Consider the following 26221-nt stretch of genomic DNA (forward strand, 5'->3'; position numbering starts at 1 on the left):
AGCACTCCTGGAGCGCAAATCATGTACCGGACGATGAGGATGCTGATCACACGGCACGTGTACGAATATCATCGTCAATCGGATGTCTTCATCGCTGTCGTGTTTGCGGTGCGTACTGATTCTATGGCTTGGGTGACTGGCATGCGCGCTCCGCGCCAGACTACGTACGATCCGAACGCCGCAGCAAGCCACTGCAGCGCAAGAAGCATGTCGCGCAGAGGCACGAGAGGCAGATCGCGCCAGAATGTCCGCGTATGACGTGCACTGCGCCCGTGTAAAATTATTCGCGCAACGAGGCTGAAAACCGTGTTTGCGGCCAGAATCGCGGCCGCCTGGTGGTGGGAGCAAGCGCCGTTTGCTGAATCGAACAGCGCCGCAATACCGGCGCTGAACAGAAGCCACGGTGTCGGAAACGTAATGACGAGGGATGCGAAGCCCCACGGATTGATCGACCGTATCGTTCGTAGCCAGCGGGTTTCGCGTTGCCAAAGCGTCGCGAACGTGGGCTCAATAACGTCTGTCGCGACCATCACCGGAGACAGCACAGTTCGCAAGCCGAGGGCGCGAGCGTGCTCGGCGAGCCAGTAGTCGTCAGCGAGGCAGTTTTTAAGTGCCTCGAAGCCCCCAATCCGTTCGAGAGTCTCGCGTCTAATCGCCAGCGTGGCGCCAAAACCGAAACGGCGAGAACCACCGGCATGCGCGACTCGCACCGACGGCGCAAACCATTCATTAATAAACAACGCGCCCACACGTGGCCAGAAGCCTCCTACGCCCTGAGCCATATACAGGCATGTGACTACACCGACGGTGGCGTCGGTCAGTGGAGCGACCACTGTCTCCAGGTAATCTGGTCTTACGGCGATGTCACTATCGGCGATGACGATGATGTCATGTCGCGCTCGTTCCGCCATGTTGATCAGATTGCTCACCTTGAGATTGCTGCCGTGAACCCGCGTGTCGATTGCGAGCTCTATGTCGCGCAGTGGGTACGCGGCTTGTAGCCGTCGGACGATGTTGATCGCTGGATCACGCGAGGATGAGACGCCGAACAGAAGCTGGAAGTTGGAGTGCGTCTGCTCGCAGAATGTAGCAAGGTTCTCGTACAAGCGCGGTTCCGACCCGCATAGTGGCTTCAGTACGCTGATGCCCCCAATCTGACGGTGGTCCCTCGCGCTGACGCTCGATCCTTCGAAAAAGGGCATCGCGACGGCAGCGATAGTTACATACACGGAACCGAGGCCGCAGGATAGAACAAGCAGGCAGATCGATACCTGCATTGGATGCACTGTCATTGGCCGATGCTCGTACGCACTCCCCGCAGAGCGGGCCAGGGGGATGGCGACACAAACTTCGCCGGTGTGCAAATCGACGCGACTCTGTCTTCTGTCTTACACGCGAAGCGGCGCAATCTCTGCCGGGCAGCTTCCAGGCGGCGACAAACCACCTCCGTAATGTTCGGTAATATTAATGAAAACATTATGCGGATCTTTAGGTCGATACGATACAGATCTGATTTTAATTAGTCAGATTAATCAATATGGGCTACGGTGGTGCGGATGCAAAAAATTCGTGCGTACCTTCATTTCAATTGCGATGTGATTCGAGAAAAGACACACCCTCAGCAATCAGTGAGGGATTGTAGCAGCGCGTGAATGAGGCTGCAGCGTAGGTGCCGCGCCAACGATACCGTATCTCGGCAGATATGAAAATTACGTTTTTCTTTCTTGATTGTTTTAAAAAATAGAATAGTTTATTCAATAATTAACAATAAGAATGCTGTGTAATTCAGTAATTGCTTTCAGATTTCTGTCGCGATTAGACTGGCTGCTATGCTGTCACGACATAGGCGGACGATTTCATCAAAGAAGGGAAGTATTAATCCTGAAGTGGCCGGCGTGCTGAAGCGGTCGCACTATCGGCTTGAGGCAAACCGGCTGCCCATTGGCTGATGCTACATGCCCCATAGAAGGTTTTTGATTGGAGGCCGCGGCCCCGGACAGATGAGCAGACGGTGTGGATAGGCCACGTTTGATCGCAGACCTGGACAACGAACAGCGTCTGTGATGATGTGTCTGGCATAGATGCCATATCTGCTCGCCGCCACTAACCTGCGTTTCAAGCAGGTACGTGCAGCATGGCGCGGTTCCGCGTTTTCATGCGTGCAGTAAATTGACGATTTGTCGTCTGGATCTGTCACCGAAGTAGACGAAGCGAGGGCCAAGCGCAAACCGCGGGAAATATCGGAGCCGCGGTTCGACGGCTGAACGATACCCGTCGGATAGAGATCGGATCAATTATCAGACGGCGGCGTCATTGGCGCGAAGTGCGATCGCGAGAGGGAAATCGCAGAACTCGCGTGGCATTTGCAAGGTTGATTCCGCTAGGTCGAACGCAACGGGCGGTTTTCCAGAGAGTTTCCATAACCGTTCGAGACTATCCTTGCACCTCATCTCCCATGCCACGAACCCGCGACTTCGCGCGATGTGCAATGCGTTCAGGAGTGTGCATTCCGCCAAGTGCGAGGTGGCGTCGAACTCGCGTCGTAAAAGCATGATCTCTGCTTCGGCTCGCAGTAGTTCCACCCATGAGAAAAGGTCGTTCATAGCGGCTGCTCTTGTCATCGCACGAGCGAGCAACGCATCAGCATCGCGGGCTCTGCCAAATCTCGCTAGCGCAATTGCGGTTTCAGCCAGGAACGCGATTAGCACGACGCAATACTGCGCGTCGCCCATTTTCTCCAGCGAAGGGGCGATGCTGATGTCATACGATTCGACTTGCCCCTGGCGCAGCGCAGTCAAACCTCGCCACATTTCCGCGCGCGGCTTAAATGCCCACACGCAGTGCTGCCGCACGGCGTCCGAGAGCATCTGGACCGCTTGGTTGAGCCCTGCTTCGTCGTTGCGCAGCAATGCTGTCGGACATAGTGCCTCGCTCAACACGTAGCAGATCGATGGCGTGTGGCCGAGTGCTTGCGCGTCCTTGAGTGCTCGCCGCGCTGTCAGCTCGGCGTCATCGTCGCGGCCGAGAAAGGCCAGTACTTGCGCGAGCACGGAGCCGGTTGCGCTGTGCTCGTCAAAAAGGAAGCGGATACGCTCGGCGCGGCTGGCACGGCCGTCCGGTATTCTGATCGACTCCAGTTCAGTGAGTGCTTCATCGAGTTCCCCAAGCCACAGACGAGCCATTCCGGCCATCCTCCGCGCCACGGTCCGGTCGCTGGGCCAGCGGGATTCCCCGGCAACCTCCGTGAAGCGCGTCGCTAGAGCAAGGGTCCGCACATACTGTCCATTCAGCCATGCATGAGTCCAGCAACCCCATAAGGCTCGCAGCTGATATTCAATATCACCCGTCTCCTGGGCAAGTGCCAACGCAGAGTCAAATGGTTCGCAAGTCTGAGCCCCTACACTTTGAAATAGCAGGCATGCGCCGCGCGCTGTCTGCAGCTTCATCTCCCATTCGACTACCGGCAAATTCAGCCGGGCCTGGACGGGAAGTTTGGCTAACGCGTCGAGAGCTGTGTCCAGGCGGGAGAGGCACTCCTCGAATAATGCAAGTTGCATGGTCGGGGCAATGCTGGCCACGGTGAGCTCGATGGCGATAACCGTTGTCCCGTCTGTTGAAAAACTCCATTCAACAGCAGACCGAAGATCGTCCAGATAAAACCCGAACGTGCGGCTCCAGTCGAGTTCCGCGCGTTCTCTAGCGAACCTCTCGGCGGTCCGGAAAATGTCCAGAATGTGCCGCGCGTGGCGTACTAGCCAGTCGTGGCTCGTACCGCTTTCGACGAGACGGTCACGCGCATACGCGCGGATCGTGTCGAGAAGCCGGTAATGCATCTGGGGGAGGTTAGGGATGGCACACAAAAGTGACTTGTCGACGAGTTCGGCGATAGCGGTCGCCACCTCATGTTGCAGCATGTCGGCGCCGCCAATCATCCGCTGCGCCGAGTCCAGCGTGAAAGTCCCGGCGAACAGACTGAGTCGCGACAACGCCGTCCGAAGGTGCGGCGGTAAAAGCGCGTAGCTCCAGTCCACCGTCGCGCGCAATGTCTGCTGGCGCGGGAGCGCGGTTCGCGCCCCGTTTCGAAGAATCTGGAAGCGATGGTCGAGACGATCGGCTACCCCTTGAATGCCAAGGGAAGCAGTGCATGCGGCAGCGAGTTCGATTGCCAGCGGGATGCCGTCCAGTTGTCTACAAATACGAGCGATCAGTGGTGTGTATGCGTCGACTTCCGCATCCGGCTCCAAACCGGTCCGTTCGAGGAAAAGCTGGATCGCGCCGAAGCGCACGGCGTCTTGCGCATCGTAATGCGACGGCATGGCGAGCGACGGCACGTGATAGACCCGCTCTCCCGCGATTCTCAGCGCTTCCCGGCTCGTGGCGATTACTGTCGAGTTCGGTGTCATCTGCAGCAGCGTCTCTACGAGCCGCGCCGCGCTTTCAATTAGGTGTTCGCAATTGTCAACAACGATCAGGAGGCGATGATCTTGGAGGGTAGGGGAGATTTTCTCGAGATATCGCGCCCCATCGCCAGGCGGGAAACCGAACGCGGCAGCGACCGTGGCCGGCAGGTAGTCAGCCGACGCGGTCGCCGCCAATTCCACGAGAACAGTGCCGTCGGCAAAGTACGATGACATCTGGCGGGCAGCCTCGATCGCGAGCCGGGTCTTGCCGACGCCGCCTGTGCCGACGAGCGTGATGAGGCGTCGTGACCGGATGAGATCGGCGATCTCGACGAGCTGCGTTTCGCGGCCGATGAGGCGCGATACGTGAGCTGGAAGTCCTTTGCCGCGGAATGCCGACCTGCTTGTCGGTGCCAGGCTTGACGAATCTGGAACTAACGACGTATCAATGCCCAAATCTCCGACGAACTGGTACCCGCGTCCGGCAATGGTCCGTATCGCGCCGCGGTCGTTTCGCAGCGCGCGGCGCAGTCGTGATACCTGACCTTCGAGGGTATTCTCGCCGACGACTCTTCTCGGCCAGACCACCTCCATGATCTGTTCCTTACTAACGACCATGCTACGCTGTTCGATGAGCAGTACGAGAAGGTCGAACGCGCGGTCCCCAACGTTGACGCATACACCGTCGTGACTCAACTCGCGACGGCCGGGGTTAACGGTCGTCGCGCCGAAGCGAAACAGGACGGCAGATTGAGACGGCGTGACCATGATGCGTCCTCCGCGCAGTGCGGACTTTGAAAAGTGTAACGTCACAGGCAACGCGGCGCTACTTTTTCCTTGAAGTAACTTGCTGCCCTGACCTTCGGGCTCCCGCCCCCTTTCAAGTTCCTGCTGGCGGCAGCCGCTGCTCTCAGAGACGCGGCAGCCGGGCGCCAGAAGATTTCAGGACTTTTCAGCGTACCAAGAGGAGATGACGTTGCAGGGCCGCTATGATCGATGCATGTTCGGCTTGGCCAGCACGCGTGTCAGTGGAGTAGCGGACATGCAATTCGACGGAGCGATTATCGCTCTTGAGCGGCGGCCGACGAGAGTTCAACGACTATCTGACTCCGCCGCACGGCCCTTGCACCGAACGTGCAACCTGACCAGCACAGTCAGCAAGCGCGCTTTCAACGTCCAGCGAGCCAGCATAACGCGGAAGAAATAACCTCATCAGAGATTCGTTTTGAGGTCTGATCAACCGGACGGTGGTGTGCCGTCTATAGAAGCTGCAGCGACACATGGGAACACCAACGGGAACACTAACAGTCCGCGAGCGGATTCTCGATCATGCCATAGTCCTGATCATGGAGCGTGGCTACAACGGGTTTAGCTATCGCGACCTGTCGGAGCTGGTTGGCGTTAAGACTTCGAGCATCCACTACTACTTCCCGTCCAAGGAAGATCTTGTGCTCGAGGCCGTCAACGAGTACAGCGATAACGTACTCAACTCCATGCAGGAGATCGATGCTGCGTTGCCAGCGGACACGCAGCTTGCAAAGTACGCAGAGCTGTTCGACAGCGCATTGGGTGACGGTAACCAGATTTGTCTGTGCGGTATGCTAGCCGCGGACATTCGCTGGTTGCCAGAGAGCGTCCGACTTGCGGTTCAGACATTCTTCACAGCCAACGAAAGCTGGCTTGCGAAAGTGCTAGCACAAGGATTCGACGAACGCCCGCTCGCCGTCCAGGGCCCGTGGGATAGTGCGGCCCGAATGCTCTTCGCTGCATATCAGGGCAGCATGTTGGCAAGTCGCCTGTTTCGAACGGCAGCACGTCGCAAAGAAATCGAAGCCGCATGGAAGATCGTGAGGTAAAACAGCACCGAAAAGGGCGAAGCTTTTCACACAACGCGAAAACCCTCTTGCATTTTGTTTGCGGGCGGGTGATGAATCGGAGGTGTGACGGATTTCGTGAAAAAATCCATCTGGTAGGAGATGGCGCGACCTGCTAATTTCAATTGTAGGAACCCTATCATGCCTATCGAGAAAGTTCTGTACTGTGCCATGCTCAAGCCACCGGAGCTCGCCACGGTCGCACGGTCGTGCACGAGAGCAAGTTCGACTTCAGGCTAAATACCGCGCGTGGGCCTGGGGATACAGGCGACGAAGGCACCAACCCTGAACAACTTTTTGCTACTACCCACAGCGGGTGGTTCCTCGGTGCGCAGAACAAGATTGCAATCCCGGCTGACGTCTCGCTCAACGGTAGGGTAGGCGTCGGATCTATTCGGGTAGGCTTTGATATCGATGTTGGATTGAAGGGCTCGCTGCCTGGTATATCAAGCGATGGAGGCCAGTCGGTTGTCGACAAGGCCCAAGTTGTCCGCGCGTATTCGAGCGCGACCCGTAGCAAGGTCGACTGCATGCTCACGCAAAACGCTGCCGGTTGAGCGGAAAAACCGTCTCGGGGAGAACGTCAAGAGGCAAATAGAATGCGTCAAATCGTCTGGGTGGCACTCCGCGAACGGGTGATTCAAGGTTGCTCACCTGGCAAAGCAGCATGCCCCTCGATCACCTGAGCGTCGCGCGTAATCACTGTGGGCATGAACTCGCGCAAGAACTCTATCCAAGTCCGTATCCTTGCATCGGTATATCGTCGCGAGGGATGCAGAGCGTAGATGTTCATCCTTTGCAATGTATATTGGGGCAGAACTCGAACCAGACTACCGTTCGCCAAGCCGAGGAGCGCCGAATATACAGGCAACACGCCAATTCCCATGCTTGAACTTACTGCCATTGCCATGGACTCTGCCGTATTCAACTCTACCGAGCCGGACACTTTCATCGACTCGATACCTTTGTCACTTTCCAACAACCACTCATATGCAGGAAACGCGGGAGTGTGCAGGATAAGGCACTCGTGTTGCGCGAGTTGGCTCGGGCTGAGTGGCATACCACGATCGCGCACGTACTCGGGGGATGCGCACAACACGCTGAACGAGGAGCCGAGCAGGTGAGAAATGAGATCGGAGTCCGCAAGCGCCGCTGAGGTTGCTACGATCGCGACATCAGTGCTCCCCTCGTAGAGTTCAGGGAGCCGTTGCGATAGGGTAAGCTCAACAGCGACATGAGGATAACGAGTCCGGTACTCTTTGACTGCCGGCAAAATATAGTACTGACCAAATCCCACAAAGCTGTGAATGCGCAATTTCCCAATGGGGCGCTGCTGGGCACCGCTAGCTTCCTCGTCGGCTCTCTCGACATCCGCGAGAATCTGCTTACATCTATCGAGATAAACTTCGCCCGCGGGTGTCAACGCAACCTTTCGTGTAGAACGATGGAACAACCGTGCACGCAATCTCATTTCGAGTTCGGTTACGGCTCTGGAGATGGCGCCGGGGCTGGTATTCAATATCTCGGCAGCGGCTGTAAACTTACCGCATTCAGCCACACGCACAAATACACGCATCTGATTGAACATGTCCATGTAGCTCCCTGTTGTTTTGATTAGCGCGAGGCGGTTGCGGGACTAATCATATCGCCACTAGTTTCCCATCCCCCGCCGAGTGATTTGAACAGGTCGACTTGGCTCATTGCCACGTCGACTTTGCTTTCGGTCAGCCTGAGTTCGTTCGCTGTCAAGGTACGACTCGCATCCAGATCGTCAAGATAAGTTGCCCTACCGCCCACAAACATCCGATGTGCATCGGACGCGGACTCGACAGCCGAGGCATGCGCACGTTCAAGTGCGTTGAGTTGGTCCATACTTGCTTCATAGCCTGCCAGACTCGACTGAACCTCCTTCAGTGCTTGTAAGACGACACCATCGAACGAAGCCAATGCTGCGCGCTGCTCGGCACGGGCTTCCGAAATACGTGCGCGCGCACCGTTTACGGGGAAAGTCCAACTAATCATCGGGCCAACGGACCAGCGCGCAGTGCTTCCCATCCCCAAGTCGCCGGTTGTGCCTGTTAGACCCGTAGACGCACCAAGAATTACGTTAGGATACAGGGCGCCGATGGACACGCCAATGCGCGCAGTCGAGGCTGCAAGCTTTCGCTCCGACTCCCGAACGTCTGGGCGCCGCTTTAATAGTGCGGTGCCGTCTCCGATAGGTATCTTTGATGCGAGTTGAGGTAAACGCATACATTCGCGGACAGCTTCTGGAAGCTCTGCTGGGCTTTCAGCGAGCAAAGCCGCCAAGCGGTATTGTGCAATGTGTTGACGTGCGCTGTACTTTGGTATGGTAGCTTCTATTTCCCGGATCGCTGTTTCCTGTCGAGAGGTCTCGGATACGTCCGCTCGGCCCAGTGCGTGCAGTCGTGCAATGAGCTCTCCCCGAGACTGCTGTTCAGCAACCGCTTGGCGAGCGACACTCAACTCTGCTCCAGAGCCACAGTTCTCAACGTAAGCGTGCACGACGTCCGATACAACGGCGACACGCGCAACGTCTTTTGCCGCTAATGCTGCATCGCTATCTGCTTCTGCGGCCTCCACCCCTCGTTTGAGCGTTCCGAACAGATCGATTTCGTACGTGACGTTGATGCCAAAGTTGCTGGCGTTGGCGACGGGCACCTTTTCGGGCAGCAGGTATTGCTCACCCGCCTCCTGCGTGCGTTCCTGCAGGGCCGAAATCCCCCCCGAGAAACCTCCCTGCTCGTCAGCAAACTGGACGCTTGCGCGCGCGCGCTCAAGATTTGCCATCGCTACCCTGAGATCCGTGTTCTGCTGCAACGCTCTTTGGACCATGTCGTTCAGAAGGGGGTCATCGTACAGCTTCCACCAGTTTGGAGGCGGAGATTGCGAATCCGTCGTGTATCCCTTTGCATCGAGAAGCGGCTGCTTAGCCACGTCCTGGTTTATCGCGGCCTCAGATGGCAGCCGATAGTTCGGACCGACCACACATCCTGTAAGGATGGTCGAGAGTGCGACCACGACGACAGCCTTTTTCATCGAGCGCTCCGTGTAGTTACGCCGCCTGATTGTCTGACCGACACTGTAGCGGTACGGCCGGCGATGAGCCGGAAATCAACCGGGACGTTGTCGAACGCAATCTGAATAGGAATACGCTCAGCCAGACGGACCCAACTATAAGCCGGGTTGATGTTGGGCAGAAGACTTGAGCCTTGCGTCCGGTTGCGATCTTCGATGCCCGCCGCAAAGCTCTCGACATGGCCATGCAGGAGGATGGGCTCTCCCATCACTTTGATATCAACAGGTGCTCCAATGGTGATGCCCCTTAGTCTCGTTTCTTCGAAGTAGCCGTCAACCCGAAACGAATTGAGGTCGACAATCGATAACAAAGACTTGCCGCTCGTCGCGAACTCTCCCACTCGTGGAGCCTGATCGTTCAGGTAGCCGTCAACGGGGCTGTACACGCGAGTCCTTTGGAGGTTGACCCGCGCTACGCCCACCGCAACATTTGCTGCGTCGAGTTGCGCCTGCGCGGCCTCGACGCGCGTTCGACCCTGTTCGCTGGTTTCGGCCGAGACGAGCTCTCCGAGCGCAGCATTTCTCGCACTTTCGCGTCGTGCTTCGTCCAGTTCGACTCGTCGTTGACTTACCACCGCCATGGCATTGCTGAGCGTTAGCGTGTATCGCTCCCTGTCAATCTCGTAGAGAAGTTGCCCCTTGGTGACCCGTTCGTTGTCGTGAACTGGTACTGCGGTGATGAGCCCCGAGACGTCAGGCGCAACCTGAACGACGTCCGCACGAACGTGTCCGTCTCTTGTCCATGGCGCAAAGGAGTAATATCCGACAAGCTTCCAAAGAATATATACAGCAACTGATGCTGCAATGAGCGTAAGCAGGACGCGGCCGCTTGCTAAGAATATGTTTTTCACTTTCTTGGCACAGTAAAGAGAACAAGAACTCCAAGTATCACGACGTACAAGGACAGGTCGAAAAGATGGCGATGCCAAACCAGCCGATAGAATCCGATCTGTTCTAGTACTCGTTTTACCGCTAGATTTAGCATCCAGGCGACCAGCATCAGGAGAACGACTGCTGGAGCGAAGATGCCTACGATATCCACGTCTTCGATCAATTGACTTCTCCGTTGTCGCCTCGGACGAGAGCGATGCGCAAGTCGGCCAAATGGAAGGCGATGTCACCTCGAGCCTTAGCTCGCTCTCGCCCTCCGGAGGGAGCACCACTTTGAGGAGAAGAAACCTCACTCATGGCGTTGTCGATAGATGCCAGCAGAGCAGCAGGGATCGGCTTCCGATGCCGATGTCGAACACACGTATCGAAGTACGACTCAATGTTCCGGAAGACGCCCTCGAGCGTTGCTTGTATGTCCTGCGTTACACGCCTCTGCGTTCTCCTGAGATCAAGAACACTGAAAATGATTCGTGCTTCCCTTAGGCTCTCGGACGAAGGATGGCTTTCTTTGTTGCCGCTGGAAGTTTGCCTTTGTACCGATTGCATTAGGCGGTCGAGAGCGCGTGCGGCAAACAGCCGTTGATTCGCAATCGGTCGGAGCGACGCCGCCGTAGCGATGTCCGACCAGGACTGACGGGTATGCCGGGCTACGAGTAGATCAGGTCCGAATGGCTTCGTCAGCCGCATCCAGATGATTGCGAACAGCAGTCCAACGACACCGGCAATGTTGAGATTGAGGAACGAATCAAAGTTGATATCGAAAACACCTTGAATACTAAGAAATGTTGCCGTGTGTACAGCGGTTAGGGCTGTGGCGACGGCGAATCGGGGTCTAGGAAGCACGGTACCTATCAGGACAAACGGCACGCAAAATATAACAACCAGAATTGCGAAGTCCTGGGCGTGCGGTAATACTTCAATCACATAGATGCCGGCGATGACGAGGCTGCAACACACGGCAACAAAGTACTGGGTTATCTGTGCGGCCGGGTCGTCGGCCGTCGCAAAGAAACAGCAGGAAACCGCCGCGAGCGTAACTCCCAGCGCACCGTCGGTCCATCCCGAATAAATCCACAAGCAGCAAGCGACGAATATCGCAAGAACGGCAGAAAGCGCCGAAAAAACAAGGACGGGCGTGTCGCGATATGGCTTCGGGGTGTTTATCCGCCAATGGCGAAGCGCTCCGCGCCAAGATGGGTTGGGCTCGCGAAGGGCGGCCTCGAGAGTGAGGCAGTCTTCCCAAACGTCCATGAACTGTCTCAGGCGGCGGAAGACGCTTGCGAGGTTGGCAGAGTCAGGTGCGTGAGCAGCCAAGCACTCTCGTGCCAAGTTCGCCACATCATGCCGTAGATGTCGTAAGGAATTTCTGGAGGACTGACCTTTTTCAAATCGTTGCGTGACCAGATCGATTGCCTTTTGCAAGTCGGCAGGGATGGCCCGGCCGTCGCGCTCCAATTGAGACAAGGAGTCGATGATTGCCGAGCCAATCACCACAAAGAGTTGCATCCGGGAAATTAGATGCTGCGCCTGCTTTATGGCCAATGGCGTCACGTGGTCGTAGGACAATTGACTCACCACGAGCTCCAGTGAATTCGACAAGGTGACGAGTCGCCTGCGAAGTGTCGGCATATCTGCCGTCTGGTCGTGGCTCAAAAGGCATATCTGACCAAACTTGGTCGCGTCAGCAAACCAACCGCTTGCTCTGTCTGCGAGAGAGGAACTGAGCTTTACGGGAAAGAGAATGCTTCCGACGACACTCGCACAAATAATTCCAACCGTAATCTCTTCGGTGCGGGAGACCGCTATATCGAACACGGTGTATGGTGAATCGACAGCGCTCAGCGCGACCAGTGGCATGGTGTATCCAGCGAGAACAAACAAGTAGCTGCGTGCGCTCCGGTCATGCATCGACGCAAACACGAGCAGACCGCTCCACAGTGCAACGATTGCGGAAAAGATCAACGGCTCTTCAACGAAGCGAGGAAGCAGCAGCGCGGCGGCGGCTGCACCGATGGCTGTTCCGGCGGCTCGATAAACGGCCTTGGACCGGGTCGCCCCGACAAATGGGTTCGCCACCACATAGACGCTGGCCATCGCCCAGTATGGTCGCGGTAGTTCCAGTTTGAGCGCGATGTAGAGCGCGATCATCGACGCAATGAACGTTTTGAGAGAAAATAGCCATTCGAGTCGAGACGGGAAGCGGAACCCCGTGCCTTTCAAGATAGCTATCACACTCGCCTCCGTTCAGCGTTGAAGAACGCTTGAAGCACCTTGATCGTTATATCCAGCTCATTGTCTGAAATGTTCGCGAGAGCTCGAGAGCGCAACTCTGCGAGTCTTACCTCCGCAGCATCAGCCACTTCAAAACCCTTTTCGGTCAAGAGGACGGAATTGGCACGACGGTCTCCGGGATAGCTCAAACGTTTTACAAGGCCCGCGAGGGCGAGTTGGTCAATCAACCGGCTGAGGGATGGACCTTTCAGGCTAGCCATTTGGGCTAACGTTGACTGATGAACCGGTTCGGCAAGTTTCTTCAGGAGCATTAAAGGCTCTGCACCTGCCTCTGCGAGCGGCAGCGAGCTGAGGCATTGTCTCCTGACGTAGCGCCATCGCCGCGCCGCCGTTGTCAAGGCTGCGCTTGCAGCAAGTTGCTTTTTGTCGGTGTCTGAACACATGGTCGATGTTGCCGATTCGACACGACTGGTGACCGTTTAATAGTCAGCAGTGGGAAGCGGCTTCCGTCTAGAAAAATTCAGTGTACGGACACGCTCGTTTCGAGGACACACCGAGGTTGCCAAGAGATTCATACCAACGTTGGTAACAATGCAGAATTTGTTCTTTCTCGCTGGTTTTTGAAACCTTTGGCCGGCCGATGTAGATCGTTGCACGCACGTGGACTGACGCGCGCGTGGTCGACTTTGACCAACAACAGCAAGAAACACGACCGCTTCAAGGTCATAGTGGCCAGCGCCGTTGCGACTGCAGGGCCTGTTGCAGGGGAGTAACGCGCCAACCAGTTCGATCCAAACGTAGTCTGTGCCTGCATTGCCGCTACCACACGGGCGTCTAGCAGAAGCGCGCGATTCGCGAGCAGGCATTGAGGCATGGAAAGGCGGGGCGGGCCCTCCGATGCCCGAGCGCATCGCTGCTTCAATCGGTCACCCTTGCATGCTATGTGTTCGGACGCGCGCCGTTGGAAAACTTGACAATGCCTCTATCAGCACTTCGTCACTTGGGAAAGAGCGGCGAATCAACGCAGCGAATTTCTAACTCACAACACCGGGTGAGCGGCCCATTGGTTGATTTTTTACAGGTTCGTATAATGGACCCCTGGTCATCGTAACCTGTGCGATTTTTCGATTGTAGGCAAAAAATCCGGGATAAATTAAGCTACAAAATCCATAAAATGGATTAATCATGGTGCCATAATATGGATCGAACCAAGAACTGGAGGCGGCGTGATGGAAGCTGTACCTGGAGCGCAGGCGGTCTCTCGAGCCCTGCGTGTTCTGCGAGCGGTCGCGAGGACGAGAAGCGCTGGTATCAATCTCGCGCAACTAGTGCGCGACACGAGTCTTAACAAACCGACCGTCCATCGGTTGGTGCTTGCGCTGATCGCTGAAGGAATGGTCGAGCAGGATCCGCAATCTTTGCGATATTTCGTCGGACGCGAATGCTATGTCTTGGGTAGCATCGCGAACGAGCGCTTCGGATTAGGTCGCGAAGCGGCAGACGCTGTGGCGCGCCTCGCACGCTCATCGGGAGACTCGGCTTTCTTCTCGATTCGCAGCGATGTTTTTGCCGTTTGTGTTCTGCGAGAAGACGGAGACTTCCCGCTCAAGACGCACGTCCTACAACCTGGAACTAGACACCCGCTAGGTGTCGGTGCAGGCAGCCTTGCTATGCTCGCCGCTATGGACGACGCGGAAGTTGAACGCTGCCTTCTGATAAACGACCAGCAACTGAAGACGGCATATTCGAACTTTTCTGTGCCAATGCTACGGAAGGAAGTTGCTCTCACGCGGGAGAGGGGATATTCGGTCAACGAGGGGCGGGTGGTTCGCGGTTCGTGGGGAGTCGCTGCTGCGGTCCGCTCGCCGTCGGGAGACGTTGTGGGGGCTCTTTCGATCGCCGCGGTAGAGTCGCGACTGCAGAGGGACCGTCAGCAGGAGATGGGGCGCCAGTTGCAAGAGGAAGCTCGGCATCTTGAGAAACATCTCGCAGGTGCCGCTGCCATGCGCCCGGAGCAAAAACTGAAGCGCATCGTGCGAAACTGATGACTCTGCATCACAGACTGAAATGAAACGTTGGTGGTAACCTCCTGACTGGAAGCCCACGCGTGACATTTGCAATAATTTGCCCTGTCTCAACAAGAGAGGACGGCGCGTATGGGGATCACCGTCAACGTGACGTCCCCTGTTGTGGGGTGAGTGAGCGACAAACTGTTCGCTACCCGCGCGCATTTTCGGGGCCCGCGTCGTTCAGCGTGCAGCGTTAGCCATCATTCGATGGTGTCGTCCTGCAAGCCATAAAGGAGGTTCAGTCAAGTCTGGCCAATTATCAGGCAAGTATCGCGCAATTCAATGCGCTGCAACGAGCGCACGCCTCGGCTATCGGATCTGCTGACGATGTGAATCGGTTGTCCGCTGGGGTAGGGCAACTTACCTCGATGAGTTGGATGCGAGTCGCGCCTGATCGAGAACGATCTTGGTTCAATCGAGAGCAAAGTCACTGTGGCAATTAGTCAAGTGGACCTCTTCGAGGCACTCGGTAGAGGATCGGAAGCGGGTAGCAATAGGATTTCCCCGATAACCTCACTTTAGTCAAAACAGCGGGAAGAGACCTTCCCGGCTGTTGCACAGCAGACCTGCAGTGTTATGGGCGGCACTGATATTGTGCCAAAGTCTGGGCGCCCCCGGATTGCCGAGTCAAGGATGGTTGTAGATTGCGTTCCAGTCGGCCTGCGATACAGCCGGGCGTCCCGCGTCCGACGAACCATTCGCAACGCCACCGACGTCTGTCGCGCCGTTTTGTGCTGCGACCTTGGCCTCAGCAGCCTGAATCTGCGTCGGATAGGTCGTGTTGTCACCTTGGCCGGGTTGATATCCCGCCTTCTCCAACTGGATGAGCTCGGCGCGCACCTGTGCACGAGTCAAAGGGGCGTTCGATTGAGCGAACGCTGCAACAGGCGCAGCAAGAGCTGCGGCAACGACAGCGGCTTGAATAAGCGATTTCATGATAACAACCTCCAGACTTTTTTCGGTTCTGCCACGAACAGCCCTGTTCATGAGTCAGTGATCCAAGTCTAGATAAGCAGACGTTCGAGATTAAGAGCTGTTCCTGGGAAAATCCACTCCTGAATATGAGTCAATCATCAATGATGGGAGCCCGGGTTGCGATAGTCGAGCGGCTTCAGTTTTATCAATGCACGATTGCCGCAGGGCGGGCGACGCGTGCTGCTGGCGTTTGCCGGAACGTAACTGAAGCCGGGCATGCCTAGGCCTGACCTGACCTCCTGGGCCTGTCACTGCATAAACCATCCGTGACTGACCACGAATGACTGCCCGGTCAGCGCGGCGCTTGGGAAGCTGGTGAGAAATTCTACTGTCTGCGCGACGTCGTCGGCGGTTGTGAATACACCGTCGACCGTCTGCCCAAGCATGACTTTCCGGACAACCTCCTCTTCGCTTATGCCCAACTCGCGCGCTTGTTCGGGAATCTGCTTCTCGACGAGTGGCGTCCTTACGAAGCCTGGGCAGACGACGTACGAGCGCACGTTGTGCGCCGCCCCTTCTTTCGCAAGGACGCGTGAAAGACCCAACAACCCATGCTTGGCGGTTACGTAAGCCGATTTGAGTGGTGACGCCTCGTGCGAATGCACCGAGCCGATGTAAATCACTACGCCTCCGCGATCATTGCGATACATATCGGGCAGGGCGGCGCGGGTTGTAAGGAAGGCTCCGTCCAGATGAATACCCATCATCTTTCTCCAATCGGCAAACGCGAACGATTCGATTGGATTGACGATTTGGATCCCCGCGTTCGACACGAGAATATCGATCAGACCGAGCTCGGCGCGTGCAGTAGCGAAGCCTTGCTCGACGGCTTTCTCGTCAGCGACGTCCATTTCTACAGCGACTGCGCGGCGACCCATTGCTGCAATTTCGGCGGCGACGGGCACAGCGGCGGAACGGTCCAGATCGGCGACTGCCACGGATGCACCCACGCCGGCGAGGCGAAGCGCAATGGCCTTGCCGATACCGCTGGCCGCACCAGTGACAAGCGCGGTTTTGTTTTCCAGGATTTGCATTTGGATTCTCCGTGGAGCGCCGTTGCGCTCCGATAGGTTAAGACTGCACCAGCGCCCACGCACCTTACTCTCCTGCACGCTGGCGAAGCGAGATCAAGCGCACTTGCGTATCTTCGTCGAGGGCGTTCGCAACACCGGCCGCCGCTGAGTCTGCGTAGCCACTGGCGCGAGGTAGTCCTACAAGACCTCACATAGATCGAGCGCAAGATCTGCGAGGATGTGCGTGCTCAACACAATCCGATGTCAATGAATCTAGGTCAATGTAGTCACATAAAAAAGGTGATTGCGTTAAAAAATTTCGATCTCTCGCGATTGCCTTGTGCCCCGGCGACGCCAAGCTATTGCTTGCATTCGCCGCACTTCGCGTCCACGGTGTAGCGGCTCGATATCAGAAGATTTCAGGACTTTTCAGCATAACAGGAGGCGATGGCGTTGCCGGGTATCTACTCTTATCCTATGGTTCATGGCCGGCAGACATGAGAGGCGCAGCGATCATGAAACGTCATGGCTCCATCACTGGCTTTGAGCGTCCGACGCGAGCGAGCCCTCGACGGATACCCAACGTTGCAGCACGAACGGATCGACCGTGAAGCGGGGCCGCCGTCGTTGCCCTGCCGGAATGATGTGCACTTAGTGATCGAATACGCTAAAGCGTGGACTAGCTAGCGGGCGCCAGCCATTTCGCACTCGCTCCGGATCTCTATCGCGGGGAGGTGGCCGTGGAAGATGAAAGGAAAGGGGTGATCATCGGACAAAAGACCTCGAGTTCACGGGAGTTGGCTCGCAGGATATAGATTTTCGCGATGCAATATTTCGGAACGAAGTTGGACTGCATAGCTGCGCTGCACTGGTGCATGGAGGCGAGCTGACACCGCACGCCCTTTGCGACCACTCGTTGCTCGCCGCTGAGGCCGTTTCCTATTGCATCCTGCCGCCCGAGTAGCCTTAAGAAATCTTTTACCTGGGATCGGCGGAGCAGATAGTTAACTCTGCTGAGTGAATGCATAGGAGCGTCTATGTCGCTTTTACCTTTGTCGGGAATCTCCGTCGTCGAATACGGGACAGGATTGGCAGGCAGGTTAGCGGGCCTGCTGTTGGCGGATCAAGGCGCAACCGTATTCGTTTGCCGCGAGGGAGGCGAGCCCGCAGCCCTGGATGTGTATCTGGACCGCGGCAAGCATATACATGCTGGAACGGAGTCAGCCTGGTCAGCCGGCGCCGACGTGGTAATTCGCGACGGCATTGACACAGGTGAAAGAAGCCACAGGCAAATTCGTCTCGCTATTACGGCCGTTCTTCCCGGCGAGGACGTCTACTCATTCCCGGACAGCGTCGGTGACGACATCCTCAAAGCGGTCGCGGGTTTCTATACCGATCTTGCGATTACGCGAAAGCTGCTTGGTGACGACGTTCTTTACACCCCCTTGCCGCTGTGTTCAATCTATGCCAGCGTGATCGGTGCGACGGCGGTCGGGGCAGCGTTGCTGAACCGCATCCAATGCGGTGCTGGCCGGGATATCGTCGTTTCGCGCCTGGCCGCCGGCCTCTCTGCGGTCGGAGCGCTGGCGCTGGAGGTTGACGGCATTCCTGAGCATCTGAAGACTCACCCTCTCATTTCGCTGCCTCCGGAACTGGAGGCGCACGCCAGCGAGGCTCGTGCGGACAAGGCCTATTTCGAATCGCTCAAACGGCTGATGAACCCCTTGTTTGCCTGCTACCCTGCCGCCGACGGTCGCCAGATCATGTTTCTTAGCGTCATACATCGCCAGTACGCCCGGAGGCTGCTCGAGAAACTTGGGATCTGGGAAGACATGCAGGCGCTAGGAGTGGTCGACCTTCCGATCTATGATCCAGTTAACGCTGAATTCGCCGATCACAATATCGCCGTGGCGCAGAATCTGAGTTTGCCGCTTCGCGCGAAATTGGCTGAGCTCATTGCTGCCGCCGTTGTGCGTAAGCCGGCCGAAGAGTGGGAACGGACCCTTGGCGAGGACAACATTCCCTGTGCGATGGTTCGCGATTTCGACGAATGGCGCGCTTCAGATCATGCGAGACAGTCCGGAATCGTTGAGACAGTCGGTGGATGCGCCTGGCCGCAGCTTGGGCGTGTCGTTCGGCTGGCTACCGCTCAGCCCTATCCGCCCCTCCAGACCTGCACAACCGGTAGAACTCTCTTCCCGGCTTCGAAATTGCCTACTGCAACGGTAGCGGAAAAATCGACTGCTCCGCTGGCGGGCATGCGCGTCGTCGATCTCGCAAATGTCATTGCCGGGCCGGCTTGCGGCCGAATGCTGACCGAGCTCGGAGCCGAGGTCATCAAAGTGGATTCCACGCATCCCGAGCACGTGCCGTTGGTAACCGTAGTCTGGCCGGGAGAACTCTCTCAGGGGAAGCGAAGCATTCTTCTCAATCTCCATAAGGAAAATGGGCGGGAGATTCTCAGACGATTGGTGGCCCAGGCTGATTTGGTCGTGTTCAATAAACTCGACCCGGTCATGACGCGGTTGGGCCTCGATCGGGCCGGCCTCGCCCGGATCAATCCCAGTGCCATCGCCGTCCAGCTCAGCGCCTTCAAAGGAGAGCGGCCGAGCAGCCACGACGACTACCCTGGTTACGACCCGATCCTGCAGGCCGCGACTGGCATCATGGCGAGATTCGGCTCTTGCGACGCGCCCGAATTGCACGGTCTAGCGTCCTGTGTCGACTATCTCACAGGGTACATCGCAGCTTTCGGAGCGGTCGTCGCTCTTGTCGCTCGCGAACGGCGTCCCGAGGGGGGCGGTGACTGGGTCGACACGTCGCTTGCTAGCGCCGTGAGCTTCCTCCAGCTCTCGTTCCAGGTAGCGCCCGCAGCAGTCGGAACGGCGGATTGCTTGCGGCAGGTGAAGGGCGGTTGGATTTGCGTCGAGCCGGCCAATGCCGATATTCGCGGCATTTCCGAACTAACGGTGCCGGAGGCGCTGGCTGCCGCCAAGTCTGCCGGGATCATTGCTGCACCAGTGCAATCAATCGCCGAACTCAAGGCGCGACATCGAGACGCTCCTTGTGCCAACGTCGCTTTCAAGACCGACGCCGGCGCGCTTCCCGCCTTAAATTTCCAGCCTACCTGGTTCCAGTTCGATGGCCGTCCCTTACCTGCACTCGCGCCCGCTCCTGCACCTGGGGCTGACGCAAAGGACATTCTCTTGGGGCTGGGCTACGACGCAGCGGATATCGACAGAATGATCTCCGCCGAAGCGGTCGGTCAGATCCTATGGGGTGCCTCTTCTGCAGCGCTTAAGACCTAAAAAGGGGAGTTCGTTCGGCAGCGGCGGATCTACGGATAGACCCGGCCGGTACGACGGTATCTATTGAAACCTGACGGAGGGTTCTCACCGTGGCTACGAAGAATGGCGGTACGTTGTATGTCCTGCAGGCACGTCCACCAGCGATCATTGCTCTATCACCGGACGGTTCACACAAGGTGGTTGTCGCGAACCTCACACGAACGCCTGACGGCATCAAGGTCGATGCTGAAAGCCAGATGGTCTACTGGACCAACATGGGAACCGGCATCCATCTGGTCGACGGCGATCCGGCTTCCGGCGCAGTTCCCCCGAACGACGGCACGATCGAAAGCGCCAAGCTCGACGGCACCGGGCATCGGGTGCTGGTGCCTTCCGGTAAAGCCGGAACGCCCAAGGAGCTCGTGCTGGACAAGGAGGGTGCTCACCTTTATTGGTGCGATCGCGAAGGCATGCGGGTCATGCGCGCGCGGCCGGACGGCACAGAGGTGACGGAACTCGTCCGCACCGGAAATTTCCCGGAGGACACGGGCGACGCGAAGCGGCATTGCGTAGGAATCGCCCTGGATCAGGCAAACGGGCATGTCTACTGGACGCAAAAGGGAGCGCCGGATGCCGGAGAGGGCCGCATCTTCAGGGCGGGTATCGAGCTGCCGCCTGGTGCCAAACCCGATCAGCGCCCGGACATTGAATGTATGCTGGCCGATCTGCCCGAACCAATCGATCTCGATATCGATCACCGCGACGCCATGCTCTACTGGACGGATCGTGGCGACGATACGCATGACGGAAACACACTGAATCGCGCACGAATCACGGCGTCTGGGTTAGTTGATCGCCACGTGCTTGCCCGCGGTCTGAAAGAGGGAATTGGCGTGTCTCTGGATATACGGGGGCGTCGGGCATTCGTGACCGATCTGGGCGGCAACGTGCGAGAGCTGGACATCGACACGAAGCACGAATCGCATTTCACTACCGTTGCTCATTTGGGTGTGCTGACAGGTATTGATTACGTCGACAGCTGAATCGGAACTTGCGGGACGAGCCGGGACGTATCCGGGAAGTCTTGGCACGTTGACACCGATTGCACCGTTTCAAAGTCTGCCTTCAGCAAGTGACGAGGAACATTTCAGAGTCGTTCTCATTGTTGGTATCAATGCCATCCGGGAGAGTCTCGTCACGAAGTTCTCACAACCTCATGCGGCGCTCGACGTGATGTGAACTGCTCGCGCCGCGGTCGCCGCCAAGCACGGATAGGCGGTCCGGAACGACATTGGCGGGAATCCGGGAACTGTGGTCGGCAAAGGAGAAAGGGATGCGAAATCGTATCGTCATCGAGGGCCGAGACGGTTCTTTCGGAGCATATATTGCGCGGCCGGCCGATTTACCTGCGCCGGCTGTTGTCGTCCTGCAGGAATTGTTCGGTGTGAACGCCGATATTCGCAAGCATTGCGACGAGTTGGCGGCGTCGGGCTTCGTCGCGGTCGCGCCCGATCTATTCTGGCGACAAGAGCCAGATGTCGACCTCGACGTCAGATCGGAACCTGACTGGCAGCATGGGCTGCGCTTGTACCAGGCTTACGATCGGGACGCCGGCGTGAGAGACGTCAAAGATACCGTCAAAACCACAGCCGAGCTACGCGAGTGCACCGGCAAGGTCGCCGTCCTGGGCTATTGCCTTGGTGCCCTGATGGGCTTCCTGACAGCGGTCCGCTCGGAGGTTGACGCCACCGTGGCCTACCACGGCAGCGATACCGAAAGATACGTTGATGAGGTGGGCAGCCTTCATGGGCCGCTGCTCATGCACCTGGGGGAGGAAGACGAGTTCATCGCCAAGCCTGCTCAAGAGAAAATCAAAGCGGCGCTCGCTGGCAAACCGAATGTGGCCGTCTACAGCTACCCCGGTCAGCGTCATGCGTTCTCTCGTAACAATGGCGCTCACTACGATGCCGCCGCTGCGGACCTGGCCAACGGTCGAACCTGTGATTTCTTGAACCGCGAGCTCAGATGATCGTTGGCAGACCCAGACGCTCGCTTTCTCGTTCGATCCTCTTGTCGGATATGGCGGGAATAGAGGTATCAATGACCTCAGCGGGGGGCACTGGCGGTGATACGTTGCTTGTTAGCCTGGAGACTGCGGCAGGCATGGTGGGAGGCTATCGGGAGGTGATGCACCCGTCCCACGCTAGCAGGGCTGCGAAGCACGTCTTTCTGTCGATATCTGCACTTTGTTTCTAAGGATTCCTGATTACGCTCAAGGAGTAAAAGATGTCCCAAGATACGCACGAAATTGTGCCTATTCGATTAGGGGTGGTCGGCGGCGCCCGACTTGCTTACCGGCCGGCAGCCGGGCGTGGCGGCACTTCCGAGGGGACGGGACCGCGTTTCCAGGAGGGAATGGTCGGTGGAGTCGCTCATGCCGAATAGATCCGGACCCGCTAGGATCGCCATCCTCGACGACTACCAGGGTGTTGCCCTTCTCATGGCGGACTGGTCGGGGCTCAATGGGCGCGCGGCCATCACCGTATTCAATGACCACGTGGCAGATCCAGACGCTGTCATTGCCCGCCTGCAGCCCTTCGACATCCTCTGTGTGATGCGCGAGCGCACGCCGATGACGCGAGCGATCATCGAGCGTCTGCCAAGACTCCGTCTGATCGTTTCGACGGCGTTACGGAATGCGTCGATCGACGTTCAGGCCGCCGCAGAGCGAGGAGTCGACGTCATGCATACCGGTTATAGCTCCACCCCAACGATCGAACTGACATGGGCGCTCATCCTGGCCAGCGCGCGCAACCTTGTCGCAGAAAACGCTTCGCTGCGCGCAGGGGGCTGGCAGCGTTTTGTCGGCGACGAACTCGCTGGACGCACGCTTGGAGTTCTGGGTCTCGGCAATGTCGGAGGCGCAGTGGCGCGGATCGGCAAGGCGTTCGGCATGGAAGTGATCGCATGGAGCCAGAACCTGACAGCCGAGCGCGCCGCGGAGGCGGGCGCCGCTCTGGTCACGAGAGAGGAACTGTTCCGACGAGCGGATATCGTTACGGTGCACCTTGTGCTTAGCGGTCGGACACAGGGGCTCGTGGGCACTGAGGAGCTTGCGCTCATGAAGCCCACGGCGCGCTTGGTGAATACTTCTCGTGGACCGATCGTGGTTGAGGCCGATCTGCTCGCAGCATTGCAGAGTGGCCAGATCGCTGGCGCCGCGATCGACGTCTTTGACCAGGAGCCGTTGCCCTCCGATCATCCGTTTCGTAGCCAGGTGAACCTGCTGGCGACACCGCATATCGGCTACGTCGCGCGTAGCCTTTATGCACGTTTCTATCAAGAGACGGTCCACAACATTCGTCAGTGGCTCGATGCACGGGATGGACAAGTGATCCCGGCTGTAGGTGTTTCACCACGGAGGGAATGATGTTCGAGCGGAGAACTGGCTAAGGAAGCCTTTGTCGCATTCACAGAAGACTTCAAAATCAATAGCCTGATCGAAGGGGGCTGTCGCACGCAAGGATTCGCGCCCTCGCTTGCCGTGCGTAGCGTCTGTCCGTCTTGACAGTCGTTGATCCCATCGTTTCGTACGAGCTTTCGTTGGTGCGGCACCGGGAAGCATATTTGAGCCGGGGCGGACGTGCGTGGATAGATATCTCGGCTAAAGTGTTGAGATTCGAACTGAACTATCTTCAAAGTCGACCGTATTGATGCGGACATCGCAACGAGCCGAAACCGAATGCGAGAGGTCAAACTGAACCTGAATGCGATCAGGCTCAACGCATTGAAGACGATCGAGGACTTGCGCAGCGATCTAATGAGTTCGGCAAGTGAAGTGGGCGACCTGACGACAGCGCTGGACGCGTCGGGGAAGGCACTGCATCCTATGTATCCGGCGGAAGAGCCACCTACCAGACGTGTAGGTGTCCCCGGGCGGAACGTTGCAGCCTATCCCGCTCAAAAGCGAGGCAGGCGATCCACCCGGTACCTCGCCGATTTTCAGGTCGTAGCGATCTGCACCACCACCTTACCGAAATTGCGACCGTCGATCATGTCCAGGAATGCCTGCGGGGCGTTTTCCAGTCCCACCGTCACATCCTCAAGGTGCTTGATCTTTCCCTCGCGCAAGAGTGTCCCGACCTCACGAAGGAACGCATCAAAGTACTGCTCCGTGAACTCGTAGTTGATATAGCCTCGAATCTGCAGGCTGCGTGTCAGCACCGCACGCATGGTGGCCGCGAGATGATCTGTCGAGGCGTCGCGCTCCAGCTTGCCGGACACCTGCGCCATCAAGCCGCACACTGGGACTCTCGCGTACTGATTAAGTAAGGGCAGGACAGCGTTCCAGACTGCACCACCGATGTTCTCGAAATAGACATCGATGCCGTCCGGACAGGCGGCCTGAAGCTCCTGGGCGAAGCTGGGCGAACGATGATCGATCGCCGCGTCAAAGCCGAGTTCCTCGATCAGATACGCACATTTCTTAGCCCCACCCGCGATGCCCACCGTGCGCAGACCTGCAAGCTTCGCCAACTGTCCAACCAGCGACCCCACGGGTCCGCTCGCCGCGCCCACGACTAGCGTTTCCCCCGCTTTGGGCTTGCCAATCACTTCAAGCCCGGACCAGGCCGTAAAGCCGGGCATCCCTAGCACGCCCAGGTAGGCGGACGGTGCAATGCCGTCGATGTCGAGTTTCTTCAGGCCCGCAGTGTCCATTGCCGCGTGAGAACGCCAGCCTGTGTGGGCGAGAACCATATCGCCTGGCTCGAATCCTGGGGCATGTGACTCGATAACGGTCGCCACACTTTCGCCAGCCATCGGTTCGCTAATTTCGACTGGCTTGGCGTACGATCTCACATCGTTCATACGCCCACGCATATACGGGTCAAGGGACAAGGTATCGATGCGCAATAGCACTTGCCCGGCCCCCGGCACAGGCATTGCAGTAGTCTCAACGCGGAAATTTTCGAGGCTCGCGCGAGCCGTTGCGGGGCGGGAGGCCAAGACGACCTGAGTTGCTTGCTGCGATTTCATTGTGCTCTCCAGAATAATGATGTTGTGCTTCCCAAGCACGCTCGATGGCGTGCCGCCGAAGCGTTTTGCCTCTAAAGGTTGTTTCTTCATCCATATCCCACAGCGCAACTGCGGCACCTGAGCGCAAGGCTCGCTCGACGACCGCTTGGCCGATTCTCTTGGCGTCGAGTGTCACGACAGCAGTGCGGCCATTTAGATCAATTCGATTCAGATCTCATGTCATAACATAGGGCGTCGGCGATAAGTTGCAGCAGAGCTCTACTCGGACCCCGCGTCTGCAAAAGCGTGTGCGAACGGCTCAAACCATGTTCCCTTAAGCCGGCATCGCAATGCGCCATCGAGATGGCCGGCCTGGGTTCAGTAGATCCTTCTGGCACGAACAGCCTTGCTCGCAGCGGCTCATTGCTCTCAACCTCAAACTCCCCATCTAAATGCATTGTCATCTTCGTGCCTTGTTCGTCACAGAACCAGTTGTATCAGGAGGATCGATTCGAATAGACCGCGTAACCAGGAACAAGGGCGTCTCGCAACACGGGGCAGTCAGATGAATTCACCGGTGTGGTTTCGGCAGTAAGAATAATACGTTGATATGCGCATAATATAATCTACCGCATGTCTTGGCAAGGTTCAGGTTGCCGACGCCTCAGATGTCTCCTGGATGGGGTTCAGTTTTCAATAGGCGGATATGAGCGTATATTTCCGTAATTGGGTAATATCGGGCAGACGGACATGAAACGGAACGAGGACACGCTTCCCAACATCGACGGGTTATGCAATTTTGTCGCTGCGAGGCAGGCGTCGCGGTATCTCACTGCTGCTTACGACAGGGCTTTGAGTCCCGTCGGCCTTCGTATCACGCAGTTTTCCATTCTTCACAAGCTCGTAAGGAGCGAACCGATCACTATGGGTGAGTTGGCCGGGGTGATAGCCATGGACCGGACAACGCTGACGTCCAATCTGAAACCTTTGGAGCGAGACGGATTGATCGATATCGTTCCGTCCAAAGAGGACAGGCGCGCGAAGCAGGCGATTATTACGAAGACGGGGCTTGCCACGTATAAAAGGGCACTTCCACTGTGGAGTGACGTCCAGTCGGCGTTCGAAGATTCCTATGGCGAGTTTCCGGCCGTGCGGCTTCGGGATGCCCTCAGGGAGGTGCTCGAGAGTGGTTTCGAGCCGTGGGCGGAAAAATTTGTCGATGCTGACGCGTAGCGGGCACGGACGAGATCTTTTTGAGGGACTTGACCCGTATCATTGGGTGAGGCTCAGTCGAGACTGGGAACGCGAGCACAATGTCAGATTCAGCGCGCCGATGATTGTCAAAGGCATGCCGTCGATACAGCG

General features: G+C 57.4%; 18 protein-coding genes. 7 read left to right on the top strand and 11 right to left on the bottom strand.

Annotated features, from left to right (window positions below; genetic code table 11):
* Window positions 1–74: 74 nt before the first annotated feature.
* Entirely contained in the window at window positions 75–1292 is a 1218-nt protein-coding gene (gene hpnI, locus GNZ12_RS35265) for a bacteriohopanetetrol glucosamine biosynthesis glycosyltransferase HpnI (protein ID WP_172316625.1), read from the bottom strand.
* A gap of 1005 nt (window positions 1293–2297) precedes the next feature.
* On the bottom strand, window positions 2298–5168 hold the full coding sequence (locus GNZ12_RS35270) for an ATP-binding protein (protein ID WP_172316580.1): 2871 nt from the start codon (window positions 5166–5168) through the stop codon (window positions 2298–2300).
* A gap of 512 nt (window positions 5169–5680) precedes the next feature.
* On the opposite strand from GNZ12_RS35270, the gene GNZ12_RS35275 reads away from it, so the two are divergent.
* Entirely contained in the window at window positions 5681–6256 is a 576-nt protein-coding gene (locus tag GNZ12_RS35275; RefSeq protein ID WP_172316581.1) for a TetR/AcrR family transcriptional regulator, read from the top strand.
* Window positions 6257–6914: 658 nt separating this feature from the next.
* Here the strand turns inward: GNZ12_RS35275 and GNZ12_RS35280 are convergent.
* Genes GNZ12_RS35280 through GNZ12_RS35305 form a run of 6 tightly spaced genes read right to left on the bottom strand, consistent with a single transcriptional unit; the run spans window position 6915 to window position 12939 of the window.
* Entirely contained in the window at window positions 6915–7868 is a 954-nt protein-coding gene (locus GNZ12_RS35280; protein ID WP_172316582.1) for a LysR family transcriptional regulator, read from the bottom strand.
* Window positions 7869–7888: 20 nt separating this feature from the next.
* Window positions 7889–9334 (bottom strand): efflux transporter outer membrane subunit, encoded by a 1446-nt coding sequence (locus tag GNZ12_RS35285; RefSeq protein WP_172316583.1) that lies wholly within the window; start codon window positions 9332–9334, stop codon window positions 7889–7891.
* Window positions 9331–10224, bottom strand: a complete 894-nt coding sequence (locus GNZ12_RS35290) for an efflux RND transporter periplasmic adaptor subunit (RefSeq protein ID WP_172316584.1) — start codon at window positions 10222–10224, stop codon at window positions 9331–9333. The genes GNZ12_RS35285 and GNZ12_RS35290 overlap by 4 nt, the downstream gene beginning before the upstream one ends.
* A complete protein-coding gene (locus GNZ12_RS35295) occupies window positions 10221–10415 on the bottom strand; it encodes a DUF1656 domain-containing protein (RefSeq protein WP_407947747.1) in 195 nt (64 codons plus the stop codon). Before GNZ12_RS35295 ends, GNZ12_RS35290 begins: the two co-directional genes overlap by 4 nt.
* An 8-nt stretch (window positions 10416–10423) precedes the next feature.
* Window positions 10424–12496 (bottom strand): FUSC family protein, encoded by a 2073-nt coding sequence (locus GNZ12_RS35300; RefSeq protein ID WP_172316586.1) that lies wholly within the window; start codon window positions 12494–12496, stop codon window positions 10424–10426.
* Window positions 12493–12939: a MarR family winged helix-turn-helix transcriptional regulator gene (locus GNZ12_RS35305; protein ID WP_172316587.1), complete on the bottom strand. Its 447-nt coding sequence runs from the start codon at window positions 12937–12939 to the stop codon at window positions 12493–12495. The genes GNZ12_RS35300 and GNZ12_RS35305 overlap by 4 nt, the downstream gene beginning before the upstream one ends.
* Before the next feature lie 786 nt (window positions 12940–13725).
* On the opposite strand from GNZ12_RS35305, the gene GNZ12_RS35310 reads away from it, so the two are divergent.
* A complete protein-coding gene (locus GNZ12_RS35310) occupies window positions 13726–14541 on the top strand; it encodes an IclR family transcriptional regulator (RefSeq protein ID WP_172316588.1) in 816 nt (271 codons plus the stop codon).
* 651 nt (window positions 14542–15192) lie between these two features.
* On the opposite strand, the gene GNZ12_RS35315 is transcribed toward GNZ12_RS35310, so the two are convergent.
* Both GNZ12_RS35315 and GNZ12_RS35320 read right to left on the bottom strand, forming a co-directional pair.
* A complete protein-coding gene (locus GNZ12_RS35315) occupies window positions 15193–15501 on the bottom strand; it encodes a DUF4148 domain-containing protein (RefSeq protein WP_172316626.1) in 309 nt (102 codons plus the stop codon).
* A 287-nt stretch (window positions 15502–15788) separates the two neighbouring features.
* On the bottom strand, window positions 15789–16574 hold the full coding sequence (locus tag GNZ12_RS35320) for a 3-hydroxybutyrate dehydrogenase (protein ID WP_172316627.1): 786 nt from the start codon (window positions 16572–16574) through the stop codon (window positions 15789–15791).
* Window positions 16575–17590: 1016 nt separating this feature from the next.
* Between GNZ12_RS35320 and GNZ12_RS35325 the strand changes: the two genes are divergently transcribed.
* The 4 genes from GNZ12_RS35325 (at window position 17591) to GNZ12_RS35340 (ending at window position 23270) form a co-directional block, all read left to right on the top strand.
* Entirely contained in the window at window positions 17591–19861 is a 2271-nt protein-coding gene (locus tag GNZ12_RS35325) for a CoA transferase (protein WP_172316589.1), read from the top strand.
* A gap of 89 nt (window positions 19862–19950) precedes the next feature.
* Window positions 19951–20883 carry an SMP-30/gluconolactonase/LRE family protein gene (locus GNZ12_RS35330; RefSeq protein ID WP_172316590.1) on the top strand — a complete coding sequence of 311 codons (933 nt, stop codon included), beginning with the start codon at window positions 19951–19953 and terminating at the stop codon, window positions 20881–20883.
* Between the two features lie 290 nt (window positions 20884–21173).
* Window positions 21174–21869: a dienelactone hydrolase family protein gene (locus tag GNZ12_RS35335; protein ID WP_172316591.1), complete on the top strand. Its 696-nt coding sequence runs from the start codon at window positions 21174–21176 to the stop codon at window positions 21867–21869.
* Between the two features lie 405 nt (window positions 21870–22274).
* Window positions 22275–23270: a D-2-hydroxyacid dehydrogenase family protein gene (locus GNZ12_RS35340; RefSeq protein ID WP_172316592.1), complete on the top strand. Its 996-nt coding sequence runs from the start codon at window positions 22275–22277 to the stop codon at window positions 23268–23270.
* Window positions 23271–23842: 572 nt separating this feature from the next.
* Here GNZ12_RS35340 and GNZ12_RS35345 read toward each other — a convergent pair.
* The gene (locus GNZ12_RS35345) at window positions 23843–24877 is read right to left on the bottom strand and encodes an NADP-dependent oxidoreductase (protein WP_172316628.1); all 1035 of its coding nucleotides are present in this window, start codon (window positions 24875–24877) and stop codon (window positions 23843–23845) included.
* A gap of 729 nt (window positions 24878–25606) precedes the next feature.
* On the opposite strand from GNZ12_RS35345, the gene GNZ12_RS35350 reads away from it, so the two are divergent.
* Window positions 25607–26089, top strand: a complete 483-nt coding sequence (locus tag GNZ12_RS35350; RefSeq protein WP_172316593.1) for a MarR family winged helix-turn-helix transcriptional regulator — start codon at window positions 25607–25609, stop codon at window positions 26087–26089.
* Window positions 26090–26221: the final 132 nt, after the last annotated feature.

The sequence above is a fragment of the Paraburkholderia solitsugae genome (assembly GCF_013177695.1).
In the GTDB taxonomy this organism is placed as follows: Bacteria; Pseudomonadota; Gammaproteobacteria; order Burkholderiales; family Burkholderiaceae; genus Paraburkholderia; species Paraburkholderia solitsugae.

What these genes read in the sequence shown, in the direction of transcription:
- hpnI (WP_172316625.1), bottom strand. Translation starts at nt 1,292, where the DNA reads ATGACAGTGCATCCAATGCAGGTATCGATCTGCCTGCTTGTTCTATCC.
- GNZ12_RS35270 (WP_172316580.1), bottom strand. Translation starts at nt 5,168, where the DNA reads ATGGTCACGCCGTCTCAATCTGCCGTCCTGTTTCGCTTCGGCGCGACG.
- GNZ12_RS35275 (WP_172316581.1), top strand. Translation starts at nt 5,681, where the DNA reads ATGGGAACACCAACGGGAACACTAACAGTCCGCGAGCGGATTCTCGAT.
- GNZ12_RS35280 (WP_172316582.1), bottom strand. Translation starts at nt 7,868, where the DNA reads ATGGACATGTTCAATCAGATGCGTGTATTTGTGCGTGTGGCTGAATGC.
- GNZ12_RS35285 (WP_172316583.1), bottom strand. Translation starts at nt 9,334, where the DNA reads ATGAAAAAGGCTGTCGTCGTGGTCGCACTCTCGACCATCCTTACAGGA.
- GNZ12_RS35305 (WP_172316587.1), bottom strand. Translation starts at nt 12,939, where the DNA reads ATGTGTTCAGACACCGACAAAAAGCAACTTGCTGCAAGCGCAGCCTTG.
- GNZ12_RS35310 (WP_172316588.1), top strand. Translation starts at nt 13,726, where the DNA reads ATGGAAGCTGTACCTGGAGCGCAGGCGGTCTCTCGAGCCCTGCGTGTT.
- GNZ12_RS35315 (WP_172316626.1), bottom strand. Translation starts at nt 15,501, where the DNA reads ATGAAATCGCTTATTCAAGCCGCTGTCGTTGCCGCAGCTCTTGCTGCG.
- GNZ12_RS35320 (WP_172316627.1), bottom strand. Translation starts at nt 16,574, where the DNA reads ATGCAAATCCTGGAAAACAAAACCGCGCTTGTCACTGGTGCGGCCAGC.
- GNZ12_RS35325 (WP_172316589.1), top strand. Translation starts at nt 17,591, where the DNA reads ATGTCGCTTTTACCTTTGTCGGGAATCTCCGTCGTCGAATACGGGACA.
- GNZ12_RS35335 (WP_172316591.1), top strand. Translation starts at nt 21,174, where the DNA reads ATGCGAAATCGTATCGTCATCGAGGGCCGAGACGGTTCTTTCGGAGCA.
- GNZ12_RS35340 (WP_172316592.1), top strand. Translation starts at nt 22,275, where the DNA reads ATGCCGAATAGATCCGGACCCGCTAGGATCGCCATCCTCGACGACTAC.
- GNZ12_RS35345 (WP_172316628.1), bottom strand. Translation starts at nt 24,877, where the DNA reads ATGAAATCGCAGCAAGCAACTCAGGTCGTCTTGGCCTCCCGCCCCGCA.
- GNZ12_RS35350 (WP_172316593.1), top strand. Translation starts at nt 25,607, where the DNA reads ATGAAACGGAACGAGGACACGCTTCCCAACATCGACGGGTTATGCAAT.